The following is an 18,946-nucleotide window of genomic DNA, read 5'->3' on the forward strand; positions in this document are numbered from 1 at the left end:
CGGATCGCTCCAAAATTTTTGTTGGCGTATGCAAGGATGAAAGGATTGGCAATGTCGAAACGTATTGGGCTCGCCTTGCTTGGCGGTATTCTGTTTTCCGCGACGCAAGCGGGCGCTGAAGGTTTTAAAGTTGTCGGCGGCGCGGAACGGATCAATGCCGGGGGAATCGAGTTCAGCATGAAGGTCAGTGCGATCCCCACGCGAGGCGGCTTCAAGGGGTCGATCCAGTACAGCCGTGAAGCCAATGGCGGCGCTGCTGCATTAACCGTTCACGCCACCGCCGATTGCATGTGGGTGTCGACTAACGGCGAACGCGCCGTTGTCGCTGGTACGGCCCAGATTCGAAAAGGTGCAAGCGATCAAGGTTCCTGGTTCTTTGCTGCAATTTGAGAAGGCGGCGTTGGGTCGGGCGACCGCGTAAGAGCCGGATTTGCTACTCAGCAGGATGCTGAAGTGAAGTGCGAGAATGGTGAGCGTTTGTTCCCGGGAACGGTTCAGGAAGGAAATTTTACGATCTCGGCGCATGAATAGATGCCGACGATTCAGTTGTTTTTCGTTGATAGAGAAGATCATCCAATTTTTTGGTCAGATAGCCAGTTTTTTAGGAATCCGAAACGAATTCCTTTGCAATGACTTCTTTATACTGAGCGCCTAACACCAAGCCGGGTTCAATTTTGAATAACCGGCTCGGCAATTGGCGAATGCGTGAGATCAAGCGATAATTTATGGATTCGTCTTTTTGCTGGTGTCTAGACAATAAAGTGAGCTATCAGGAAAGTTACAAATAGCTCGCCGAAAGCCCAGTTCTTCGGTCCGGCCCCCCCCTGCATCATATCAAAAGTTCGAAATCAAAAATGGGGTCGCGGTTTTTGCGCCATAACCCATTGAATATATTGTGAGAAACTAGTGGCTCCCCTTCGTGAATGGCTATCCCCCTGAGCATTTGGGAAGGCAAGCCAACTTGTAATTAACGAATAATTCTCGTAACTGTCACATTGTGACAGTATTGGGAAATTTATGAGCGGACTGATTTCGCAGATTACGAGCGCCGGATACGCTGATCGTATCCTGAACGATCAGCAAATTGGGCGCATTCTAGGCGGTAGCGATGACCGGCGCTATGGCCAGGTAAAGCGCGCCTTGCAGTCGAGGGCGCTCATTCGCATCAAACGCAGCCTTTATGTACTAGCAGAGCAATACCGCGAGCATCCTCTCCATCCGTTTGCACTCGCTCAGGCGCTGGTCACAGGCAGTTATGTTTCCATGGAAACGGCTCTCGCCTTTCATGGCTGGATTCCAGAAGCCGTTTATACGACCGTTAGTGTGACGCCGGGCCGAAAATCCCAAGTGATCGACCATCCCAACCTTGGCCGTTTCGAATTCAATCCGTTAGCGCTTCACAAATCGGGTTTCCTTGCGGGGGTTCAAAGACATGTCATCAGCGATCAAGCGATGCTCGTAGCGTCACCGCTGCGGGCGCTCATGGATTTGGTCGCCTTTCGGAAACAGGAATGGGAAGGTATTGCGTGGCTTGATACTGGAATGCGGATTAGCAAAGCGCATCTACTTCATACTCGTTTGAAAGACTTCTCGGCTTTAAAAGGCGTTTACAAACACAAAGTCGTCAACGAATTTTTATCCCGGCTCGAACAGGAGGTCCGCGCATTGAAAAAAGCAATGCGTACAAGCGGAAAAGAACATAGTCATGAATGAGATTATTCACGCCCGATTAGCCGGTTACAAACCTGCCAATGATGTGGAAGCTGAGAATGCGACCAAGGAGATCATCCAGGAGATCGCGCTCTATGGGCTCTGGCGTGCAAAGTTTTTTGAACTTGCTGTTTTTCAGGGCGGCACCAGCTTGCGCATTCTGCACAAGCTGCCGCGATTTTCTGAAGACCTGGATTTCATGTTGTTGGCGCCTAATCCGAAATTCGACTGGGCGCCTTTTCTAAAGGTTCTTACGCAGACATTTGAAGAATATGGCCTGCAGCCCGAAGCGATTTCCAAGGAGCAAATGGACAAGCGTATCCGGAACGCGGTCATCAAGGATAACTCGATCGTTAATCAGCTGGATTTGTCATTTGGCAAAAGAGATTCGCGGAAAACCTTGAAGGTCAAACTGGAGGTTGATGTTCACCCGCCCGCGCATTCGAATGATGAATTCACCTATCTTGATTTTCCGGTTGATTTTGAGATTCGACATCAAGATTTGGCATCGAATTTTGCATTGAAACTTCATGCACTGCTGTGTCGGGAGTATTTGAAGGGGCGCGATTGGTACGATTTCTCCTGGTATGTCGCGCAAGGAATCTTTCCGAATTTGCCGCACTTAGAAGCTGCTCTACGTCAATTCGGCCCTTGGGCGGACGATGAAACACTCGCCGTGAATGTAGAATGGCTCCAAAATGAAATGACCAAACGCATTCAGTCAATTGTTTGGGGCGAGGCCAAAAAAGATGTCATTCGTTTCTTACGCCCCGCAGAAGCGGAATCTCTAAAGCTTTGGAGCAGCCGGTTTTTCGAATCCAAGTTGGACAGGCTCGTAAACATGCCCCCGTCGTGAAATGGAAATTTATTCGATCAACTATACGAATGGCCTTGTCATCAGATAAAAGTGGGGCTGCAAAGTTGCACTGGCTTGGCAGCGACAGCGTGGGTAATGCTCAATTTTTCTTTTCGACTAAATGATGTAAACAATAAATCCTGAATCGCATTACCGAGTATCATTTTGAAACGCCCGGTCACAATTAAGTCTATTGCGCCTCTTTTGCGCATCGACGCCTGCAGCAATCTGTCACTGCAAGCGCAATTGCGCACACGCATCATTGAGGCGATCGACAAAGGTGCGCTGGCGCCCGGCTCAAAGCTGTCGTCATCGCGGAAGTTGGCGGCCGAACTCAACGTCGGCCGCAATACCGTATTACTGGCTTACCAAATGCTGATCGCCGAAGGCCATCTGACGGCGCGCGAACGAAGCGGGGTCTTCGTCGCTGAGCGGCATACGTTCAGGAGATCTGAAAGTCCGGGTTTGATTGTGGGGCGAAGAGTGCGGGCGCGCTCCATCGTTCGGGAGAAATTGAAGATCGCCCTGCCGGGAGACAACAACTTTCGCTGTCCGCCGGATTGGCAAAAGTATCGATATCCATTCATGGAAGGACGCTACGATAGATCGCTTTTTCCGGTTTCGGAATGGCGGGAGGCAAGCCGTCTCGCGCTTGCCGTTCATGAGGTCGAAGCGTGGTCTACCGACAATAGCGATGCTGACGACGAAGCGCTGATCGACCAGATCAGAACGAAATTGCTGCCGCGACGCGGCGTTTCCGCCGGACCGGATGAAATTTTAATAACTGCCGGCGAACAGCAGGCGCTTTCGCTGATCGTTGAGCTGTTCGCCGGGCGCGGTTTGCTTGTCGGTCTTGAAGAACCCGGACTCAGGGAAATGCGGGAGCTTGTAAAACTTTCTGGCGCGGAAGCCGATTTCATTCCCGTCGATGACGAAGGTCTTGTCGTAGGTGAAGCGAAGCGCAAATACGACTTGGTCTATACAACGCCGAGCCGCCAGCGCCCGACCGGGGTGACAATGTCCATGGAGCGGCGCCGAGCGTTGATCGACGCAGCCCATGCTCGTGACTTTATTATAGTCGAAGACGATTTTGAGTGTGAGCTGAATTATCTACACGATTCTTTGCCCGCGCTGTATGCGCTCGATAACGGTGCGAGGGTAATTTACGCCGCTTCCTTGTCTAAAGTTCTCGCGCCCGGGGTACGCCTTGGCTTTCTCGTTGCGCCGCCGGACGTTATCGCCGCCGCACGCCAGCTCAGAGATTTGACGACACGTCGCCCATCCCCGAATAATCAGCGGACCGCCGCATTTTTTCTTTCCCTTGGGCACTATGACGCGATGTTGCATCGTCTCTCAAAGGTCTTCGAAGAACGGCTCATCGCCCTGCGCGATGCGCTTAATCACTATCGCCCGTTGTCAATTGCGATTCCGCCGATTGCGGGCGGCACCGCCTATTGGGTCACAGGGCCGAAGGGGCTTGATGCGGATCGGCTTGTAGCGATGGCGCAAGAGCGCGGCATTCTAATTGAACCGGTGAAAGACTTTTTTGCGGAACCGGATCGGCGCAGGAATATGTTCCGGTTGGGCGTGACGAGCATAGCTTCGGAGAATATCCGCGCCGGCATCAAAAACCTTTCCGATCTTATGCGCGCGATCGGCGCCGAAGGGCATGAGTTCGCCGCCGAAAAATCAGGAAATTGGCTGCGTGGCCAGGATTTGATGCGTGCATTATCCGGCGCGACGCTGCTTTATAAGACTGTTTACGGCGATCCATGCACGATCGAACTGTTGCCCGACGGGAAAATGTTGGGCCGGGCCGGTTACGCCGGGGAGGATCGCGATCAGGGCGAGTGGCGAGTCGAGGGGGATCTGTGGCATCGCCGCTGGGAAAAGTGGGCCTATGGCGAAGAGGCGGCGTTTCATGTTTCGATCGATCGAGATGTCTTGCATTGGATGAATCCGCATGGCGACCGCGTTGACAGCGCCCTGATCGCGGAAAGGCCTGACATGGCTTGAACGTCAAAAAAGCTCGATCTGGTACCATGGATTAGCCCAAACTGGCCCTAATAAGACTATGTCAATTCTGTGAAGCTTCCCGCTGAGAGGAAAGGCCCACGGTGATCAGGGCTGACAAGATCGGCGGCGTAGATGACGACTCTAGGGATCGCGGCGATTCAACTTGCAGGCGGCAAGAAGGATAATCTGGCGCTAGTCGAAAATGAAATCCGCGCTGTGGCGAAGCGATTTCCTTGGGTCGAACTGATCACGGTCGGTGAATTGGCGGTTCACGGGGTTGACGCCCAACTTGCAGAAGAACCAAACGGTTCGACTGAGACGCGGCTTGCAATGCTCGCACGCGAGCTCGGTGTCTGGCTTGCGCCTGGATCCCTATATGAGCGGCGCGGCGACGAAATATTCAACGTCGCCCCGGTATTTAATCCCATGGGTGAAACCGTCGCCAAGCACGACAAATTGTTCCCATTTCTTCCTTATGAAAAGAATGTCGCATGCGGACAAGATCACACCGTGTTCGATATTCCGGGCAAGGGCCGGATCGGCGTCGCGATCTGCTACGACATGTGGTTTCCGGAGGCTATTAGAACGCTGTCCGCGATGGGCGCCGAAGCAATTCTGCTGCCGACCATGACAAACACAATGGATCGCGACGTTGAGCTGGCGATTGCAAGGGCGAACGCCGCTGTCAATCAGTGTTATTTCATCGACGTTAATGTTGCGGGTGAACAGGGCAATGGCCGCTCGGTCTTTTTCGGCCCCGGCGGCGAACTGCTCTATGAATGTGGCGACGGACGGGAAGTCGTCGCGCTTGAGATCGATTTCGAACAGGTTCGCAGAGCGCGCGCGCGCGGCTGGCATGGCCTTGGACAAGTCATGAAAAGTTTCCGCGACGCGCCGGTTGAATTTCCGTTTCACGCTGATGCGGAGATGCGAAGAAAGCGCATGGCGGACTTGGGCTCGTTGTCAATGCCTCGCCGTAGCGAAGAAACGCCCGGCGACGAACAGCGGGATGGCGCGGTCAGCACGCGAAAATTACGGGTCATTGAGTAACCGGTCGGCGCGCCGGCCAGTATGAAGGAGAAGAGGGGTCGATCATGAAGAAATCAGGTGAGAAGTATTCACAAAATTTATTGCTCGTTGCGCTCATGGGCGGGACAGCGCTCTCAGGCGTCAGCGTTCCGGCGCTAGCGTTGCAAGGAGAGTCGGCGGAAGAGCGCGATTCAATCGTCGTCACGGCGACGCGCAGAGAGCAAAGCGTCACCGACGTTCCTTATAACATCACGGCGGTCAGCGGCGATGCAATCGATGCTGCAAAAATGTTCGACGAAGCGGAATTGCTTCGCTCCGTGCCAGGCGTTGGCGTCGTCGATCGCGGTGCACGCAATTCCGGGACGCTCAATCAAGTGCGTATCCGCGGGCTAAGCATCGACGGCAACGCGCTTGGCGATTACGCCGTTTCGTCAGTGGCGTCTGTTTCCACTTATGTAAACGAAACGCCGGTCTTTGCGAACTTCCTACTGCGCGATCTTGAGCGGGTCGAGGTGCTGCGTGGTCCGCAAGGCACGCTTTACGGATCGGGCTCGCTTGGCGGCACTATTCGATATATCACGCGCGATCCAGTGATCGGTGAGTTTGAAGGTTATGCGCAAGGATCGCTTTCTCATGTGAAAGGCTCCGACAGTGTTGGTTATTCGCTGGATGGCGTTTTGAACTTTCCTCTTGGCGAAACCGCCGCGTTGCGCGTTGTCGGCAGCTGGGCCGATTATCCGGGCATTACGGATTACGTGAACGTTTATGAACTCGACGCAAACGGCATTCCGGTGGCGCCGAACGGCATACTTGACCCGGCTGCTTCCTACCGTGCTGTCGAGGATGCGGATTTCGTCGAGCAGTGGATGCTGCGCGCCACATTACTGTGGGAGCCCACGGATGCGATCAGCTTCAAGGCCTATCACGCCCGTCAGTCAGACGACGTAGGCGGGCGCCGGCAGCAAACTGTCGGTTTCGACGGGTTCGGCCGCGAATATGAGCCCTATGAAAACGGATCGATCCAGCTTGAACCATCGTCGCGCGATCTTCACGTCTCGGCGCTGGAAGCCAATATCGATCTCGGCTTTGCGACGCTGACCTCGTCGTCCTCGTATTACGACCATGAAGGCGACAGCAACAGCGAAAACACCGGGTTCTACGCGCAAGCCGGTTTTCTCGGTTTCTATTACAATTATCCGCGACCGATGGCGTCGGCAGTGCGCACTTACGAAGACAGCGCTTTCATTCAGGAAGTCCGCCTCGTATCGGAAACTGATGGCCCGCTCGATTTCATTATCGGCGGTTTCTACCGGAACCAGGACCTTGTATCCACGCAAGAGAGCTATCTGCGCGGCTTTAAACAGTGGTGGGATGCGTTCCTCCCGGCGTTCGCGAGTTCCGTGACGGGCGATCAAGATTTCGATTATCGCCGCAATGAAAAGTTTGAGGAAATCGCGGTCTTCGGCGAACTCACATGGCATGTCACCGAAACGCTCGATGTGACGGGCGGATTCCGCTATTTCGACAATAAGTCGGAAAACGACACATTCATCGATTTGCCGCTATATGCGGGACTGTTTACTCCGACCAATGCGTTTTTTGAAACATCGGAAGACGGCGTTCTGTTCAAGGGCAATCTCTCTTGGCGGTTCGCGCCCGACAACCAGTTCTATGCAACTGTTTCGGAAGGATACCGTCGGGGCGGCTCCAACGCGGTTCCGTTGACTGGAACATTCGCGGAAGATCCGGGCTGGCAGATTTACACGGCGGATACGGTGATCAACTACGAAGCGGGCGTAAAAGGAAACGCCGGCGGCTTCACGTATGATTTAAGCCTGTTCTATGTGGACTGGGACGACCCGCAACTTAATACGGCGACCACGAACTGGGGCTTCTTCGCCGTTCAAAATGGCGGCGAGGCGCGGACCATGGGCCTTGAGGCGCAAGTCGATGGCTATTTTGGCGACAGCTTCCATTACGGCTTGGGTTACGCGTATGTCGATGCAGAGCTGACCCAAGATTTCTTCTCACCCGACGGCATCTTGCTTGCAGCCGACGGGGCGACGCTGCCTGGCGCGCCGAAGCACATGGTGAACTGGGCGTTCGATTATACGGCGCAGCTTTCGCCCGAATGGTCGATGTTCGCTCGTGTAGATGGCTTCTACCAGTCTGAAAGCCGGAACGGCGTCGGCGTTTCGCCAACATTCAACGTGCCGCTTGAAGGCTTTAGCATTTGGAACGCAACGCTTACGGCCACGCACGGACCCGTGAGCGCATCTGTTTGGATGAAGAACATTTTCAATGAGGAAGGCGTCACGGGCGTTTTCACTGAAGCATATATGGGAACGGCTCCGGCGGTTGGCTATTTCGGCAACGGAAACAAACAGCTGATATCGCTACCGCGCACGATCGGCGTTTCGGTTGGCGTTTCCTTCTGATCAGAGAAAGGATGTTGCTGCCGCTCATGGCGGCCGCAACAAAATCAACATGGCGGAGGCTATTCATTCAACACAGCATCTGCTGCAAGAAGCTGACCGGCGCCTGAGAGAAAGAAACCCCGTAGAAAGCGCCCGCATCTGCAAAGAAATTATTCATTCTGAACCGCAGAACATTGATGCGCGGCTGATCTTCGCCCGCTCTTGTCAGATGCTGGGCGCGTTCGACGAAATGCTTGAACACGCCGAGGCGGCGCTAAATTCGCAGCCGGAACATCGTCTGGCGGCGCTCATGCGCATCGAAGCTCTCATTGCGACCGGGCGCATCGCCGATGCGAAAGATGTGGTGAACGCCTCGCTGAAAAACGGCGCAAAAGACGACCCTGTCTATCTAGCCCGGCTCGCGGAGATGCAGACACAACTTGGCGATCACATGGCCGCGCTTTCCTCTCTGACAACGGCGGCGTCGATGCGCCCTGCCGACCCCGCGCTATCCTACAATCTCGCAAGCGCGGAGCTTGCCTGTGGCGATATGAACGCCGCTGAAAAGCGTCTCGACAGGTTGGTCGCTCAAACCCGAGACGCAGACGCCGCTTATAACAGGGCGACGTTGCGTACTCAGACGGCGAACCGCAATCATGTGAGCGAGTTGAGGGAGAAGTTACGCCTCAAGACCGAACCGAGAAGCGAGTTTGCATATTGTTATGCGCTCGCAAAGGAACTGGAGGATCTCGGGGAATATGATGAAAGTTTTGCATTTCTGAGCCGGGGCGCTGCGGCGCGCCGCAAGCTGCTGCAATATCGCGTAGAAGCGGACCTGAATGCGCTCGCGCTGATCGAAAATACATTCAATGAAGAATTTTTCAGACAGCGCGCTGACGGATGCGGCGAAGAAGGCTCTGTGTTCATTGTCGGCCTTCCGCGCTCCGGCACAACCCTTGTGGAGCGAATACTAAGCAGCCATCCGGACGTCGAAAGCGTCGGCGAGGTCAACGATTTTGCCATGGCGTTGACCCGGCATTGCGGCGGGGCGTCGGGTAAATCGTCGTTGATCGAACGTTCCGCCAACGCCGACTTCGCAGCGATTGGCCGCCAATATCGTCAGTCGACATCCGAACGAAGCGGCGGCGCGCGTTACATTATCGATAAAACGCCGTTGAACTTTCTGTATGCCGGCCTCATCGCCAAAGCCCTGCCCAAGGCGAAGATCATTCATGTGGAACGCGACAATATGGATGTGGGTTTCGCCATGTACAAAACATTGTTCCGCATGGGGTATCCGTTTTCCTACGACTTGACGGATATCGGACGGTATATGCGCGCAAAGGCAGCGCTCATGAAGCATTGGCGCGAGATGCTCGACGGACGCATTGTTTCGATCTCTTACGAGTCCCTGATTGCGGCTCAGGAAACCGAAAGCCGGCGTTTAGTTGACGCACTCGAGCTCGACTGGAATGATCGTTGTCTTTCCTTCCACGAAAACCAAACGCCGACGGCGACGGCGAGCGCGGCGCAAGTGCGCCGACCCATATATGCGTCGTCAATTGGAAAATGGAGAAAATACGAGAAGCATCTTGGAGAATTGTTGAGAGCCTTTGAAACCTGAAGGAGATCGTTACGATGGACATCAACCGAAAGATCGGCAATTTCAGTAAGTCTGTTTCGAGAGTTGTTTTTCACGGCGCCGTGGCGCTTGTCGCTGCAATCACTGCTACAGGATCCGCATACGCGGCAACGCTGTTCAGTGATAATTTTCAGGATGGAAATTATAGCGGCTGGACAAAGACCGGCGCGGGCGGCGCGCTTGTCACCTATTACGCCGGCAATTACTCCGTAAGGCTCAACAACAAAGCGACGATCACTCGAACCGTCTCTACGGCGGGCTATTCGAACGTCGAGATTTCAGCGCAGTTCGCGGCGAGCTCCCTCGAAGGCTCCGATGCGTGCATCGCCGAAGCCTCGGGGAACGGCTCGGCTTGGGTTGAGATTGTAAAGGTCGTCAACGGTCAGGATGACGGGTACACGCTCTATCCGGGATCGGCGTCAGACTCATCTTTCAACAATAACGCAAGCCTTCAAATTCGCGGCCGCGCCGCCGGTAATAACAATAGCGACTATTGCTGGTTCGATAACGTTGTCGTTACTGGGGATCTTGGCGGCGGCGTACGCACCATATTGAGTTATTCTACGCTCGCCGGGGCGGGCTCATACGTTTCACCGGTGAATTTTTCGGCTTATGCTGAAGAAAGCGACGCCACTTCAGCGACCAACACTTTCTCCGGCGAACTTTCCTTCTCCGGCGGCTCATATAGCGGCGGCTTTTCAGTAGTGCGAGACGATTACTCATATGCGAGCGGAGGCTCGATTGACGAATTGCCCGCTTTCGCATTTGAGTTCGTACAGTCAGGCGACGATTTCATACCGGCGACGCGAGGTTCGATTGCGGGATCGCATCCGAACTGGGAGGTCATTCTGGAGCCGGGGAAGGTCTGGGACGAACCCGGCGACAATGGCTATTCAAGGGTCGCGCTTCCCTTCGCACTTCAGGAAAAGAATGCGAACTGCACGCATAACGGCGTAATTACGTTTCTTTTCAATGACAGCGGGCTTGTCTCCGACGCCGCCTATCAGATCGCCAGCGAAACGTGTCTTTATTTCAAGTTTAACATGTGGGGGTTGATTGACGCCGATTACGATCCCGGAACCGTTTCCGGCGCGTCATCGATCATTTCCGCTTATCAGGCGGAAGAAGCGGGACGGATGGCGACGAAGCCGATCAGCGCTATCGCCACAGATTATCCGGGAACTGACCCGGACGCTTTCGGGTCCTCCTCCGAGGTAACGCCTGCGCACATGTCGGCTTTTGGCTTCATCTACAACAATGTTCACTATGTCGGCGGATGCGGGACTCGATATGGCGATTATCCATATTGCGACGTTCTCGATCTTCCATCCTACTCCACGGCCAAGTCTGTGTTTGGCGGGGTCGGCCTGATGCGGCTTGAAAAGCTTTATCCCGGCGTGATGCAGGACGATATCGCCGACTATGTTCCTGCCTGCGATACGGACGGCGACTGGGACGATGTTTCCCTTGAGGACGCAGCGGATATGGCGACTGGCAATTATTCCTCATCAGGTTACGAAGTCGATGAGGGATCGACTGCGATGACGAACTTTTTCCTTGAGACCACGCATGCAGGAAAAATAAACCGCGCCTGCACGCAGTTTCCACGCAAAGCGACGCCGGGCAGCCTTTGGGTGTATCATACGTCAGATACTTATGTGCTCGGCGCTGCGATGCAGTCCTACTACAAATCTCAAGCCGGAAGCGGCGCGGATATATGGGACGATCTGCTGGGTTCGATCTGGGATAGTTTGGGCGTCAGTCAGACGATGCGCGTAACGCGGCGCACGCTCGATACAACCGCGCAACCCTTTGTCGGCTGGGGACTGATGTATCATCGCGACGATATTGCGAAGATTACGAAATTCCTAAACGTCGACGACGGCGAGATCGGCGGCGTCGCACAACTTAATGCGGCGGAACTCGCCGCTGCGATGCAACAGACGCCATCGGATCGCGGTCTGATCGCCGGGGCATCGACGATCCGCTACAATAACGGCTTTTGGGCGTGGAACGCCCAGAGTTATCTGGGTTGCTCTTCGGCGACGTGGATTCCGTTTATGTCCGGCTTTGGCGGCATAACGGTGGCGCTGATGCCGAATGGCGGAACATATTATTATTTCAGCGATAATGCGGAATTCGCGTGGGGAGAGGCGCTTGCCGAGGCGCATTCCATCAGTTCCGTATGTCCATAAAGAAAGGGGTGACGGCGTGTTGCGGCATTTAGTTGCGTTTGGTTTGTGCGCAGGGCTTGTCTTCGGGCAAGCCTGCGCGCAGACGATTTTTTCCGATGATTTTCAAGACGGCGAGGCCGACGGATGGGCTGGCGATCCGGCGCGCGGGTCCGTGCAGTTGACGGAGTATGCTGGCAACATTTCCATGCGCTTGACGCGGAATGCGTCTGCGGTCGCCCAAGTCAATCTTGCTGGCGTCAAGCAGGTGCAGGTGTCAGCATCTTTCGCGGCCATGGAGCTTGAAGGCGAAGACGCCTGCCTGCTCGAATTCTCCGATGACGGTCAGAATTGGATCGAAATCGGCCGCGTCGCCGACGGACAAGATGACGGGTTGACGCTGCACCGCGTTTCTAAAAACATCGATATCCGCAACGGGGCCGAATTCGGGTATATCGGCGTGCGGATCAAGGCGAATGCAGACAACGACACGTGCTGGGTCGACAATATCGCCGTTGCGAAAGTTATGCGGCGCGCGGAACTGCAACAGTCAATCTCAGCGCAGGCTTTCGCCGCCGGCGCAGCAGCCGACAAACCTTACGCTAGCACAGCCTTTGCGCCGGCAGCCGCCGCGGGTCCGCCCCCGACGGCGCTCCAAGGGGTCTTGAGGTTCGAAGGCGAGGAAGCCGACAACTTCATTTTGCGAAAAGACGATTTCAACTATGCGCCGGAAGGCGAAAGCCTGCGCGTTCTGCCTCCGATTAAAATCCATTTTGCGCAGGCAGGCAATGAAATTGTGCCCGTGCAGCGCGGCCCGCGTGCTGGGGCGCATCCCGACTGGGAATGGATCGTCGAGCCCGGGCGGGCATGGCGAGACGATCAAGGATTTATCCGCGCGAGTTTTCCTTTTTCGCTGCAGGAGCGCAACGCCAACTGCATCCACAACGGCCTTGCGGCGTTCCGGATGAGTGACAGCGGCGCTCTATCTCACCTTGTGTATCAGATTGGCTCCGAAACCTGCACCTATATGCAATTTGATATGTGGGGCGCAGGCGCGGCGTCATTCGAGCGGCGATCTCATCCGGATGCAGACAGCGTAATCGCAGCTTACAAGCAGGAAAAGTCGGCAAGACTGGACACGCGAACCATCCAAGAGTTGCGCGGTTTCAATAGTGGCGGGTTTGGTTCACCGGAAGAAGTCACCCCGTCGGCGATGACGGCTTTCGGCTACGCAACGGATGACACGCATTATGTCGGCGGATGCGATACGCGTTTCGGTCCTTATCCCTACTGCGACGTGCTCGACCTGCCGTCTTATTCGTGGGCGAAATCGATTGTCGCCGGCGTCGCCGCCATGCGTTTGGAAAAAATTTATCCTGGCGCTATGGCGTCGCTGATTTCGGACTATGTCCCAGCCTGTGCTGGATCGATATGGGACGGCGTGACCTTCCATCATGCTTTGAACATGACAACAGGCGTGTTCAATTCAGATGTTTATGACGAAGACGAACAGTCACCGCCGATGCGCCGGTTCTTTCTTGCGGAAACGAATAGCGAGAAGCTCGACATCGCATGCACCGCCTTCACCAAAAACGCTGAACCGGGGGAGACGTTCGTCTACCGTACCGTAGATACGTACATCCTTGGCGCGGCGATGAATGCATTTCTGCGTGAAAAGACCGGCGAGGCGAATGCCGATTTTTATCGCGACCTGTTGGCGCCGATCTGGACGCAGCTTGGTTTAAGCCCAGTCGTGATGAACACGCGAAGAAGCCTGGACGCCGCCGTGCAGCCCTTTACCGGATGGGGTTTGACGCTGCACAGCAACGATATCGTGCTCATCGCCAAGTTTCTCATGGACGGCGGCGTTATCGCCGGGCAGGAATTGCTCGACGCTGCCATGTTACGGCAGTCGCTGCAAAAGGATCCGTCGAACCGAGGCCTCGCCGCCGTCATCCCGTCACAGCGCTATAGAAACGGCTTCTGGGCGTGGAACGCCGGCGAAGCGATCGGTTGCGCGAAGGACGTTTGGATTCCTGTGATGTCCGGTCATGGCGGGCTCTCTGCGGCGCTGCTGCCAAACGATCATGTTTATTATTATGTAAGCGACGGTGGCGAATTCGCGTGGCGGAAAGCGGCGCAGGCGTCAAACGAACTCAAACCATTCTGCGAGGCGCGTAATGACAATATGTGAGGAACACGTTGCGCGCCGAAACTTTCCGACCGCTGCGCCGGATGGTTTTCCGGCCAGCATCATGCTGTCCTTTCTCGCGACGGCGGGCCTTTTCTACGTCAACATCATGGCGGCGATTGTCGACGGTCTGGTCAGCGGACTGGGTATTACTGAAAGCGCGGCAGGCAATATCGGCGCGGCGAATATTTACGGCGCCGCTTTTGGCGCGCTTGCGGCGGTGTTCATCGTCAAACGCGTGTCGTGGCGTCCTCTTTCTATTGCCTGCTTGTTCGGTTTGATCGCAATCGATTTTGGTTCGATCTTTCTTCAGTCCGCGGACATGCTGATCTTGGTCCGACTGGCGCACGGTGTCATCGGCGGTTTGCTGGTGGGCGTTTCCTATGCGGTGATTGCGCGAACGGACAAGGTCGACAGGACTTTTGGTGTGCTCTTGTTCGTGCAGTTCGGTCTCGGCGGATTGGGCGTTATGGTGCTGCCGCGTCTGGTTCCGGTTTATGGTGTCGCGCCGCTGTTCATCGCGCTCGCCTTGTTCAGCGCGGCTGCCCTTGCAATGCTTCCGTTCCTCGATCGCTATGCGCCGCGAGAAAAGCCGGTTTCTTCAACAGGCGGCGTGCTCTGGGCGCCGCTTGCGATGACTCTGCTCGCAATCTTTCTGTTCCAGGCGGCGAATATGGGTCTTTTGGCCTATATCATCCGCCTCGGGATCGATTATGGGCTTGACCGCGATTACGTTTCCACTGCGCTAGGGTTAGCGACTTGGGTCGCGCTCGCCGGGCCTGCCATCGTGATCGGCCTCGGAACAAAATGGGGCCGGTTTCCGATCCTCCTCGCGGGTATGATTTTGACTCTGGGCGGCACGGCGATCTTTCATCTCAGCAGTTCGCCCGCCGCATACATGATCGCCAATTGCGGCACCGGAATCACCTGGGGCTGCGTCATGGCTTACCTGCTCGGCATGGCGGCGCAGTTCGATACGGCGGGACGAACGGCGGCGGCGGCCGGCTTCGTCTCCAAACTCGGGCTTGCGAGCGGACCGTTCGTCGCCGGCAGATTGCTTGGCGCTGATATGGGGTTCTCCGGTTTGATCAATGTGGCTTTGGTAGGGCTCGCCCTGAGCATGGTGGTGATGCTCGCCCCGGCCCGAAGGCTAGACCGAAAAGGCGGGGCTTGAGGTCTGGCGCCATTCGGACCCCGAAACTGGTCCTGTCACTATGTTAGCCGTCAGTGCAAAACCACTGCGAGCAAAGAGTGTTAAGCCATGTCGCGATTAAACCCGGAATTGGTCAAAACAGCCGCCTTTATCGACGGGGCGTGGACGCCCGCAGAAAGCGGCGATGAGTTTGCCGTGTTTAATCCCGCGAATGGCGAGGCGATCGCTCGCGTCGCGGATTGCGGCGAAGGCGACGCCGTTCGTGCGGTGGAGGCTTCAGCCAACGCCTTTCCTTTATGGTCCGCCCGCACGGCTGACGAGCGCGCAGCGATCCTGATGAATTGGCGTGAAGCGATTTTGGCGCGTGAAGAGGATCTGGCGGCTCTATTAACCGCTGAGATGGGCAAGCCGCTCAAGGAAGCGCTCTACGAAATCCGGTATGGCGCAGCATATTTGCAGTGGTTTGCAGAAGAGGCGAAACGTATTTATGGGGACGTCATTCCGAGCGCGAACACGAATGCGCGAACAATCGTATTGAAACAGCCCATCGGCGTATGTGCGGCGATCACCCCGTGGAATTTTCCCAACGCCATGTTGATGCGAAAGGCGGCGCCCGCGCTCGCCGCCGGATGCACGGTCGTCGCCAAGCCGGCTGAGGACACGCCGTTGTCGGCCCTGGCTGTTGCAGCATTGGGCGAGGCCGCCGGTCTGCCTCGCGGCGTATTCAATGTCGTACCGACGCAAAAGCCGGCTGCGGTCGGCGATGTTTTAACGTCTCATCCGCTGGTTCGCAAAATTTCGTTTACCGGGTCGACCGAAACGGGGCGCATGCTGCTTCGTCAGTCCGCTGACACCGTAAAGAAATCCTCCATGGAGTTGGGCGGCAATGCGCCATTTATCGTTTTCGACGACGCTGATATTGACGCAGCCGTCGAGGGCGCTGTGGCGTCAAAATATCGAAATGGCGGTCAGACATGCGTTTGCGCCAATCGCATTTTTGTGCAGCGAGGCGTTTACGACGCCTTTGCAGACAAACTCTGTCGGCGCGCCGCGCGCCTGAATGTCGGCGCAGGAGATGAGGACGGTGTAGACATCGGCCCGCTTGTTAATCAAAGAGCGCTTGAAAAAGTCGAAATGCTTGTGAGTGCTGCCAGAGATGAGGGCGCGCGCATCGCGACCGGCGGTGTCCGGCACGATAATGGCGGTTTGTTTTTTGCGCCTACGGTTCTGACCGGCGTTCGCAATGACATGACGATCGCGCAATCCGAGATCTTCGGTCCGGTCGCGCCGCTGATTGTATTCGACACGGAACTAGAAGTCATTCAGTATGCGAATGACACGATTTACGGCCTTGCCGCCTATATATACACCCACAGTCTTGGCCGCGCATGGCGGATGGGAGAGGCGCTGGAGTTTGGCATGGTTGGCGTAAACGAAGGCGTCATTTCATCGGCCGCTGCGCCGTTCGGCGGTGTGAAACAGTCCGGCATGGGCCGGGAAGGGTCGAAATACGGCATCGAAGATTATCTGGAAATAAAGTATCTTTGCCTGGGAGGGCTCGAACAATGAGCGCAGCGAAAATTAAGACCATGGACGGCCACAGCAACGCCGACTGGCAAATGCGCAAGAACGCCGCCATGGCGCGGGGTGAGGGTAATGTCGCGCCGGTTTTTGTTGATCGCGCGTCAGGCTCGGAACTATGGGACGTTGAAGGAAGACGATATATCGATTTCGGTACCGGGATTGCGGTCTGCAACACAGGGCATCGTCACCCAAAAGTCATGAAGGCTGTTAGCGATCAGTTGGAGCGCTTCAGTCACACTTGCGTTATGGTGACGCCCTATGACAGCGCGGTGATCCTCGCCGAAGCGCTGAACGATCTTGCACCTGGGCCATCCCCGAAGAAAACCATGTTCGTTACAACCGGGGCTGAAGCTGTGGAGAATGCGATCAAGATCGCACGGTCTCACACGGGGCGCCGCGGCGTCATCGCGTTTGATGGCGGTTATCATGGCCGCACGATCATGACACTCGGCCTGACGGGCAAGATTTCGCCGTATAAGAACCGCTTCGGACCGTTCCCGGGCGATATCTGGCGTGCGCCGTTTCCTGCGCTCTATCACGACATAACCGTCGAGGACGCGCTGGGCGCAGTCGACATGCTGTTCAAGACCGATGTCGATCCCGCCGATTGCGCTGCAATGATCGTCGAGCCGGTACAGGGCGAAGGCGGGTTTTATCCGGCGCCTGACGAATTCATGCGCGGCCTTCGCGAACGATGCGACCGTTATGGCATCGTCCTCATCGCCGACGAAATTCAGTCCGGCTTCGCGCGTACTGGAAAGTTTTTTGCGTGCGAACATTCCGGCGTGGAACCGGATTTGATGACGGTGGCGAAAGGATTGGCCGGCGGATTCCCCTTGGCGGCGGTTGTTGGAAAAAAAGAGATCATGGATGCGCCGGCGCCGGGCGGCCTTGGCGGCACTTATGCAGGCTCGCCAGTCGGATGCGCCGCTGCGCTCGCGGTGATCGATGTGATCAGGGAAGAAAACCTGACCGCGCGTGCAGCGCATATCGGCAATGTCTTCAAAGACCGATTGACAGCTTTGCAGAAGGCGCATCCACACACGATCGGCGATATTCGCGCAGACCGCGGCGCAATGATTGCTATTGAGCTGTTGCAGTATGGAGATCGCAGAAAACCAAATGCAGCACTGGCCAAAGCAGTGCTGACGGAATGTTACGCTAAGGGGCTTGTGGTTTTGACCTGCGGCATGGACGGCAACGTATTCCGGTTCCTTCCAGCGCTGACAATATCAAATGATTTACTGGATGAAGGTATCTCGATCTTTGAACAGGCCTTTAAGTCATGCGCTTGATTGAAATTGTTCGAATTTGACTGGGTTGCCGTCATAACTAGCTCTTCACGATAGCTCAAAATCACACCAGCACGCTTCCCAGCCGCCAAAGGCTGAGCTTCGCAAAAGAGACCTGTCAATGGTGGCTCGCATTTTAGATCGAAGGCGAACGCAGTTCCCCAAACAGCGTCATCGGCGTCAAATTGTAGCTCTTTCGTGTCGGCATGTTTCTCGCCCCTCAACGTATCGACGCCCGGGCGGCCCGGCACCTGACTCTATGTGTTGATGACCTCCTCACGCTAGAATTCGAAATAAAAAGTGGGTCGCGATTTTTTGCGTGTTAATCCCTTGAATATGTTGAGCAAAATTGATGGCTCCCCTTCGTGAACACATATCGAACTCTTTGCCGAGCGCCGGAGCCTGAATTTCGGGCGGTTTTGCAAGAAATTGGAGCCTCGGATTGTGGGTCTGGCGGTCTTGGGCAATATTTAGCAGAATCGTGTTCGTGATAACCTCAGCGTGTACTCTAGGCAATTTTTCACGATGATTCGCAGTGGGGGCGGCAAACAACCAATCACAATTTTCTCTCAGCATCGGCTCCGCGAATAATAATTCCCGCCATCCAAGTCATAACGTGCGACCGTACGCTTCGGGTCTCCATCTGCTCGGATCGAAAGACGCTTGTGAGCGCTAGGTGTTCGCCCCCATGTTGGGCGGCCGCTCCACCACCGAGTCTTGATGGACCCCGGCTCGTTTGTGGACGGTCTTTCGTCGCATATCGAACACCGCTTACGCGCAATACCGGCCTTCAACACTCAATGTCAGGACTTGCGCTTTTGACTGCCGTCGCCGTTAAATGGGTTCAGGGGGGAGGGCGAACTTTTAGGAGAAAACCCTTTTTGA

The 18,946-nt window shown here is 55.6% G+C and carries 12 protein-coding genes; all 12 read left to right on the top strand.

Annotated elements, in window-relative coordinates; translation table 11 throughout:
• Positions 1–51: 51 nt before the first annotated feature.
• The 12 genes from ACQK2Q_RS02275 to gabT all read left to right on the top strand — a co-directional run bounded on the left by ACQK2Q_RS02275 (position 52) and on the right by gabT (position 18,064).
• A complete protein-coding gene (locus ACQK2Q_RS02275; RefSeq protein ID WP_425408139.1) occupies positions 52–390 on the top strand; it encodes a hypothetical protein in 339 nt (112 codons plus the stop codon).
• A gap of 627 nt (positions 391–1,017) precedes the next feature.
• Entirely contained in the window at positions 1,018–1,713 is a 696-nt protein-coding gene (locus ACQK2Q_RS02280; RefSeq protein ID WP_425408140.1) for a type IV toxin-antitoxin system AbiEi family antitoxin domain-containing protein, read from the top strand.
• Positions 1,706–2,566, top strand: a complete 861-nt coding sequence (locus ACQK2Q_RS02285) for a nucleotidyl transferase AbiEii/AbiGii toxin family protein (protein ID WP_425408141.1) — start codon at positions 1,706–1,708, stop codon at positions 2,564–2,566. Before ACQK2Q_RS02280 ends, ACQK2Q_RS02285 begins: the two co-directional genes overlap by 8 nt.
• 165 nt (positions 2,567–2,731) lie before the next feature.
• Entirely contained in the window at positions 2,732–4,582 is a 1,851-nt protein-coding gene (locus tag ACQK2Q_RS02290) for a PLP-dependent aminotransferase family protein (RefSeq protein WP_425408142.1), read from the top strand.
• A 132-nt stretch (positions 4,583–4,714) separates the two neighbouring features.
• Positions 4,715–5,632 carry a carbon-nitrogen hydrolase family protein gene (locus tag ACQK2Q_RS02295; RefSeq protein WP_425408143.1) on the top strand — a complete coding sequence of 306 codons (918 nt, stop codon included), beginning with the start codon at positions 4,715–4,717 and terminating at the stop codon, positions 5,630–5,632.
• A 44-nt stretch (positions 5,633–5,676) separates the two neighbouring features.
• On the top strand, positions 5,677–8,049 hold the full coding sequence (locus tag ACQK2Q_RS02300; RefSeq protein WP_425408144.1) for a TonB-dependent receptor: 2,373 nt from the start codon (positions 5,677–5,679) through the stop codon (positions 8,047–8,049).
• A gap of 49 nt (positions 8,050–8,098) precedes the next feature.
• A complete protein-coding gene (locus ACQK2Q_RS02305) occupies positions 8,099–9,652 on the top strand; it encodes a tetratricopeptide repeat-containing sulfotransferase family protein (protein ID WP_425408145.1) in 1,554 nt (517 codons plus the stop codon).
• Positions 9,653–9,666: 14 nt separating this feature from the next.
• Entirely contained in the window at positions 9,667–11,865 is a 2,199-nt protein-coding gene (locus ACQK2Q_RS02310; protein WP_425408146.1) for a hypothetical protein, read from the top strand.
• Between the two features lie 16 nt (positions 11,866–11,881).
• Complete coding sequence (locus ACQK2Q_RS02315) at positions 11,882–14,035, top strand: hypothetical protein (protein ID WP_425408147.1); 2,154 nt, start codon at positions 11,882–11,884, stop codon at positions 14,033–14,035.
• Positions 14,022–15,206 carry an MFS transporter gene (locus tag ACQK2Q_RS02320; RefSeq protein ID WP_425408148.1) on the top strand — a complete coding sequence of 395 codons (1,185 nt, stop codon included), beginning with the start codon at positions 14,022–14,024 and terminating at the stop codon, positions 15,204–15,206. The genes ACQK2Q_RS02315 and ACQK2Q_RS02320 overlap by 14 nt, the downstream gene beginning before the upstream one ends.
• A gap of 87 nt (positions 15,207–15,293) precedes the next feature.
• Entirely contained in the window at positions 15,294–16,754 is a 1,461-nt protein-coding gene (locus ACQK2Q_RS02325; protein WP_425408149.1) for an NAD-dependent succinate-semialdehyde dehydrogenase, read from the top strand.
• Positions 16,751–18,064 (top strand): 4-aminobutyrate--2-oxoglutarate transaminase, encoded by a 1,314-nt coding sequence (gene gabT / locus ACQK2Q_RS02330; protein WP_425408150.1) that lies wholly within the window; start codon positions 16,751–16,753, stop codon positions 18,062–18,064. The genes ACQK2Q_RS02325 and gabT overlap by 4 nt, the downstream gene beginning before the upstream one ends.
• The last annotated feature ends 882 nt before the right edge of the window (positions 18,065–18,946 follow it).

The sequence above is a fragment of the Hyphococcus sp. genome, assembly GCF_965228385.1.
GTDB lineage: Bacteria > Pseudomonadota > Alphaproteobacteria > Caulobacterales > Parvularculaceae > Hyphococcus.

What these genes read in the sequence shown, in the direction of transcription:
- ACQK2Q_RS02310 (WP_425408146.1), top strand. Translation starts at nt 9,667, where the DNA reads ATGGACATCAACCGAAAGATCGGCAATTTCAGTAAGTCTGTTTCGAGA.
- gabT (WP_425408150.1), top strand. Translation starts at nt 16,751, where the DNA reads ATGAGCGCAGCGAAAATTAAGACCATGGACGGCCACAGCAACGCCGAC.
- ACQK2Q_RS02325 (WP_425408149.1), top strand. Translation starts at nt 15,294, where the DNA reads ATGTCGCGATTAAACCCGGAATTGGTCAAAACAGCCGCCTTTATCGAC.
- ACQK2Q_RS02285 (WP_425408141.1), top strand. Translation starts at nt 1,706, where the DNA reads ATGAATGAGATTATTCACGCCCGATTAGCCGGTTACAAACCTGCCAAT.
- ACQK2Q_RS02320 (WP_425408148.1), top strand. Translation starts at nt 14,022, where the DNA reads ATGACAATATGTGAGGAACACGTTGCGCGCCGAAACTTTCCGACCGCT.
- ACQK2Q_RS02300 (WP_425408144.1), top strand. Translation starts at nt 5,677, where the DNA reads ATGAAGAAATCAGGTGAGAAGTATTCACAAAATTTATTGCTCGTTGCG.
- ACQK2Q_RS02280 (WP_425408140.1), top strand. Translation starts at nt 1,018, where the DNA reads ATGAGCGGACTGATTTCGCAGATTACGAGCGCCGGATACGCTGATCGT.
- ACQK2Q_RS02295 (WP_425408143.1), top strand. Translation starts at nt 4,715, where the DNA reads ATGACGACTCTAGGGATCGCGGCGATTCAACTTGCAGGCGGCAAGAAG.
- ACQK2Q_RS02275 (WP_425408139.1), top strand. Translation starts at nt 52, where the DNA reads ATGTCGAAACGTATTGGGCTCGCCTTGCTTGGCGGTATTCTGTTTTCC.
- ACQK2Q_RS02305 (WP_425408145.1), top strand. Translation starts at nt 8,099, where the DNA reads ATGGCGGAGGCTATTCATTCAACACAGCATCTGCTGCAAGAAGCTGAC.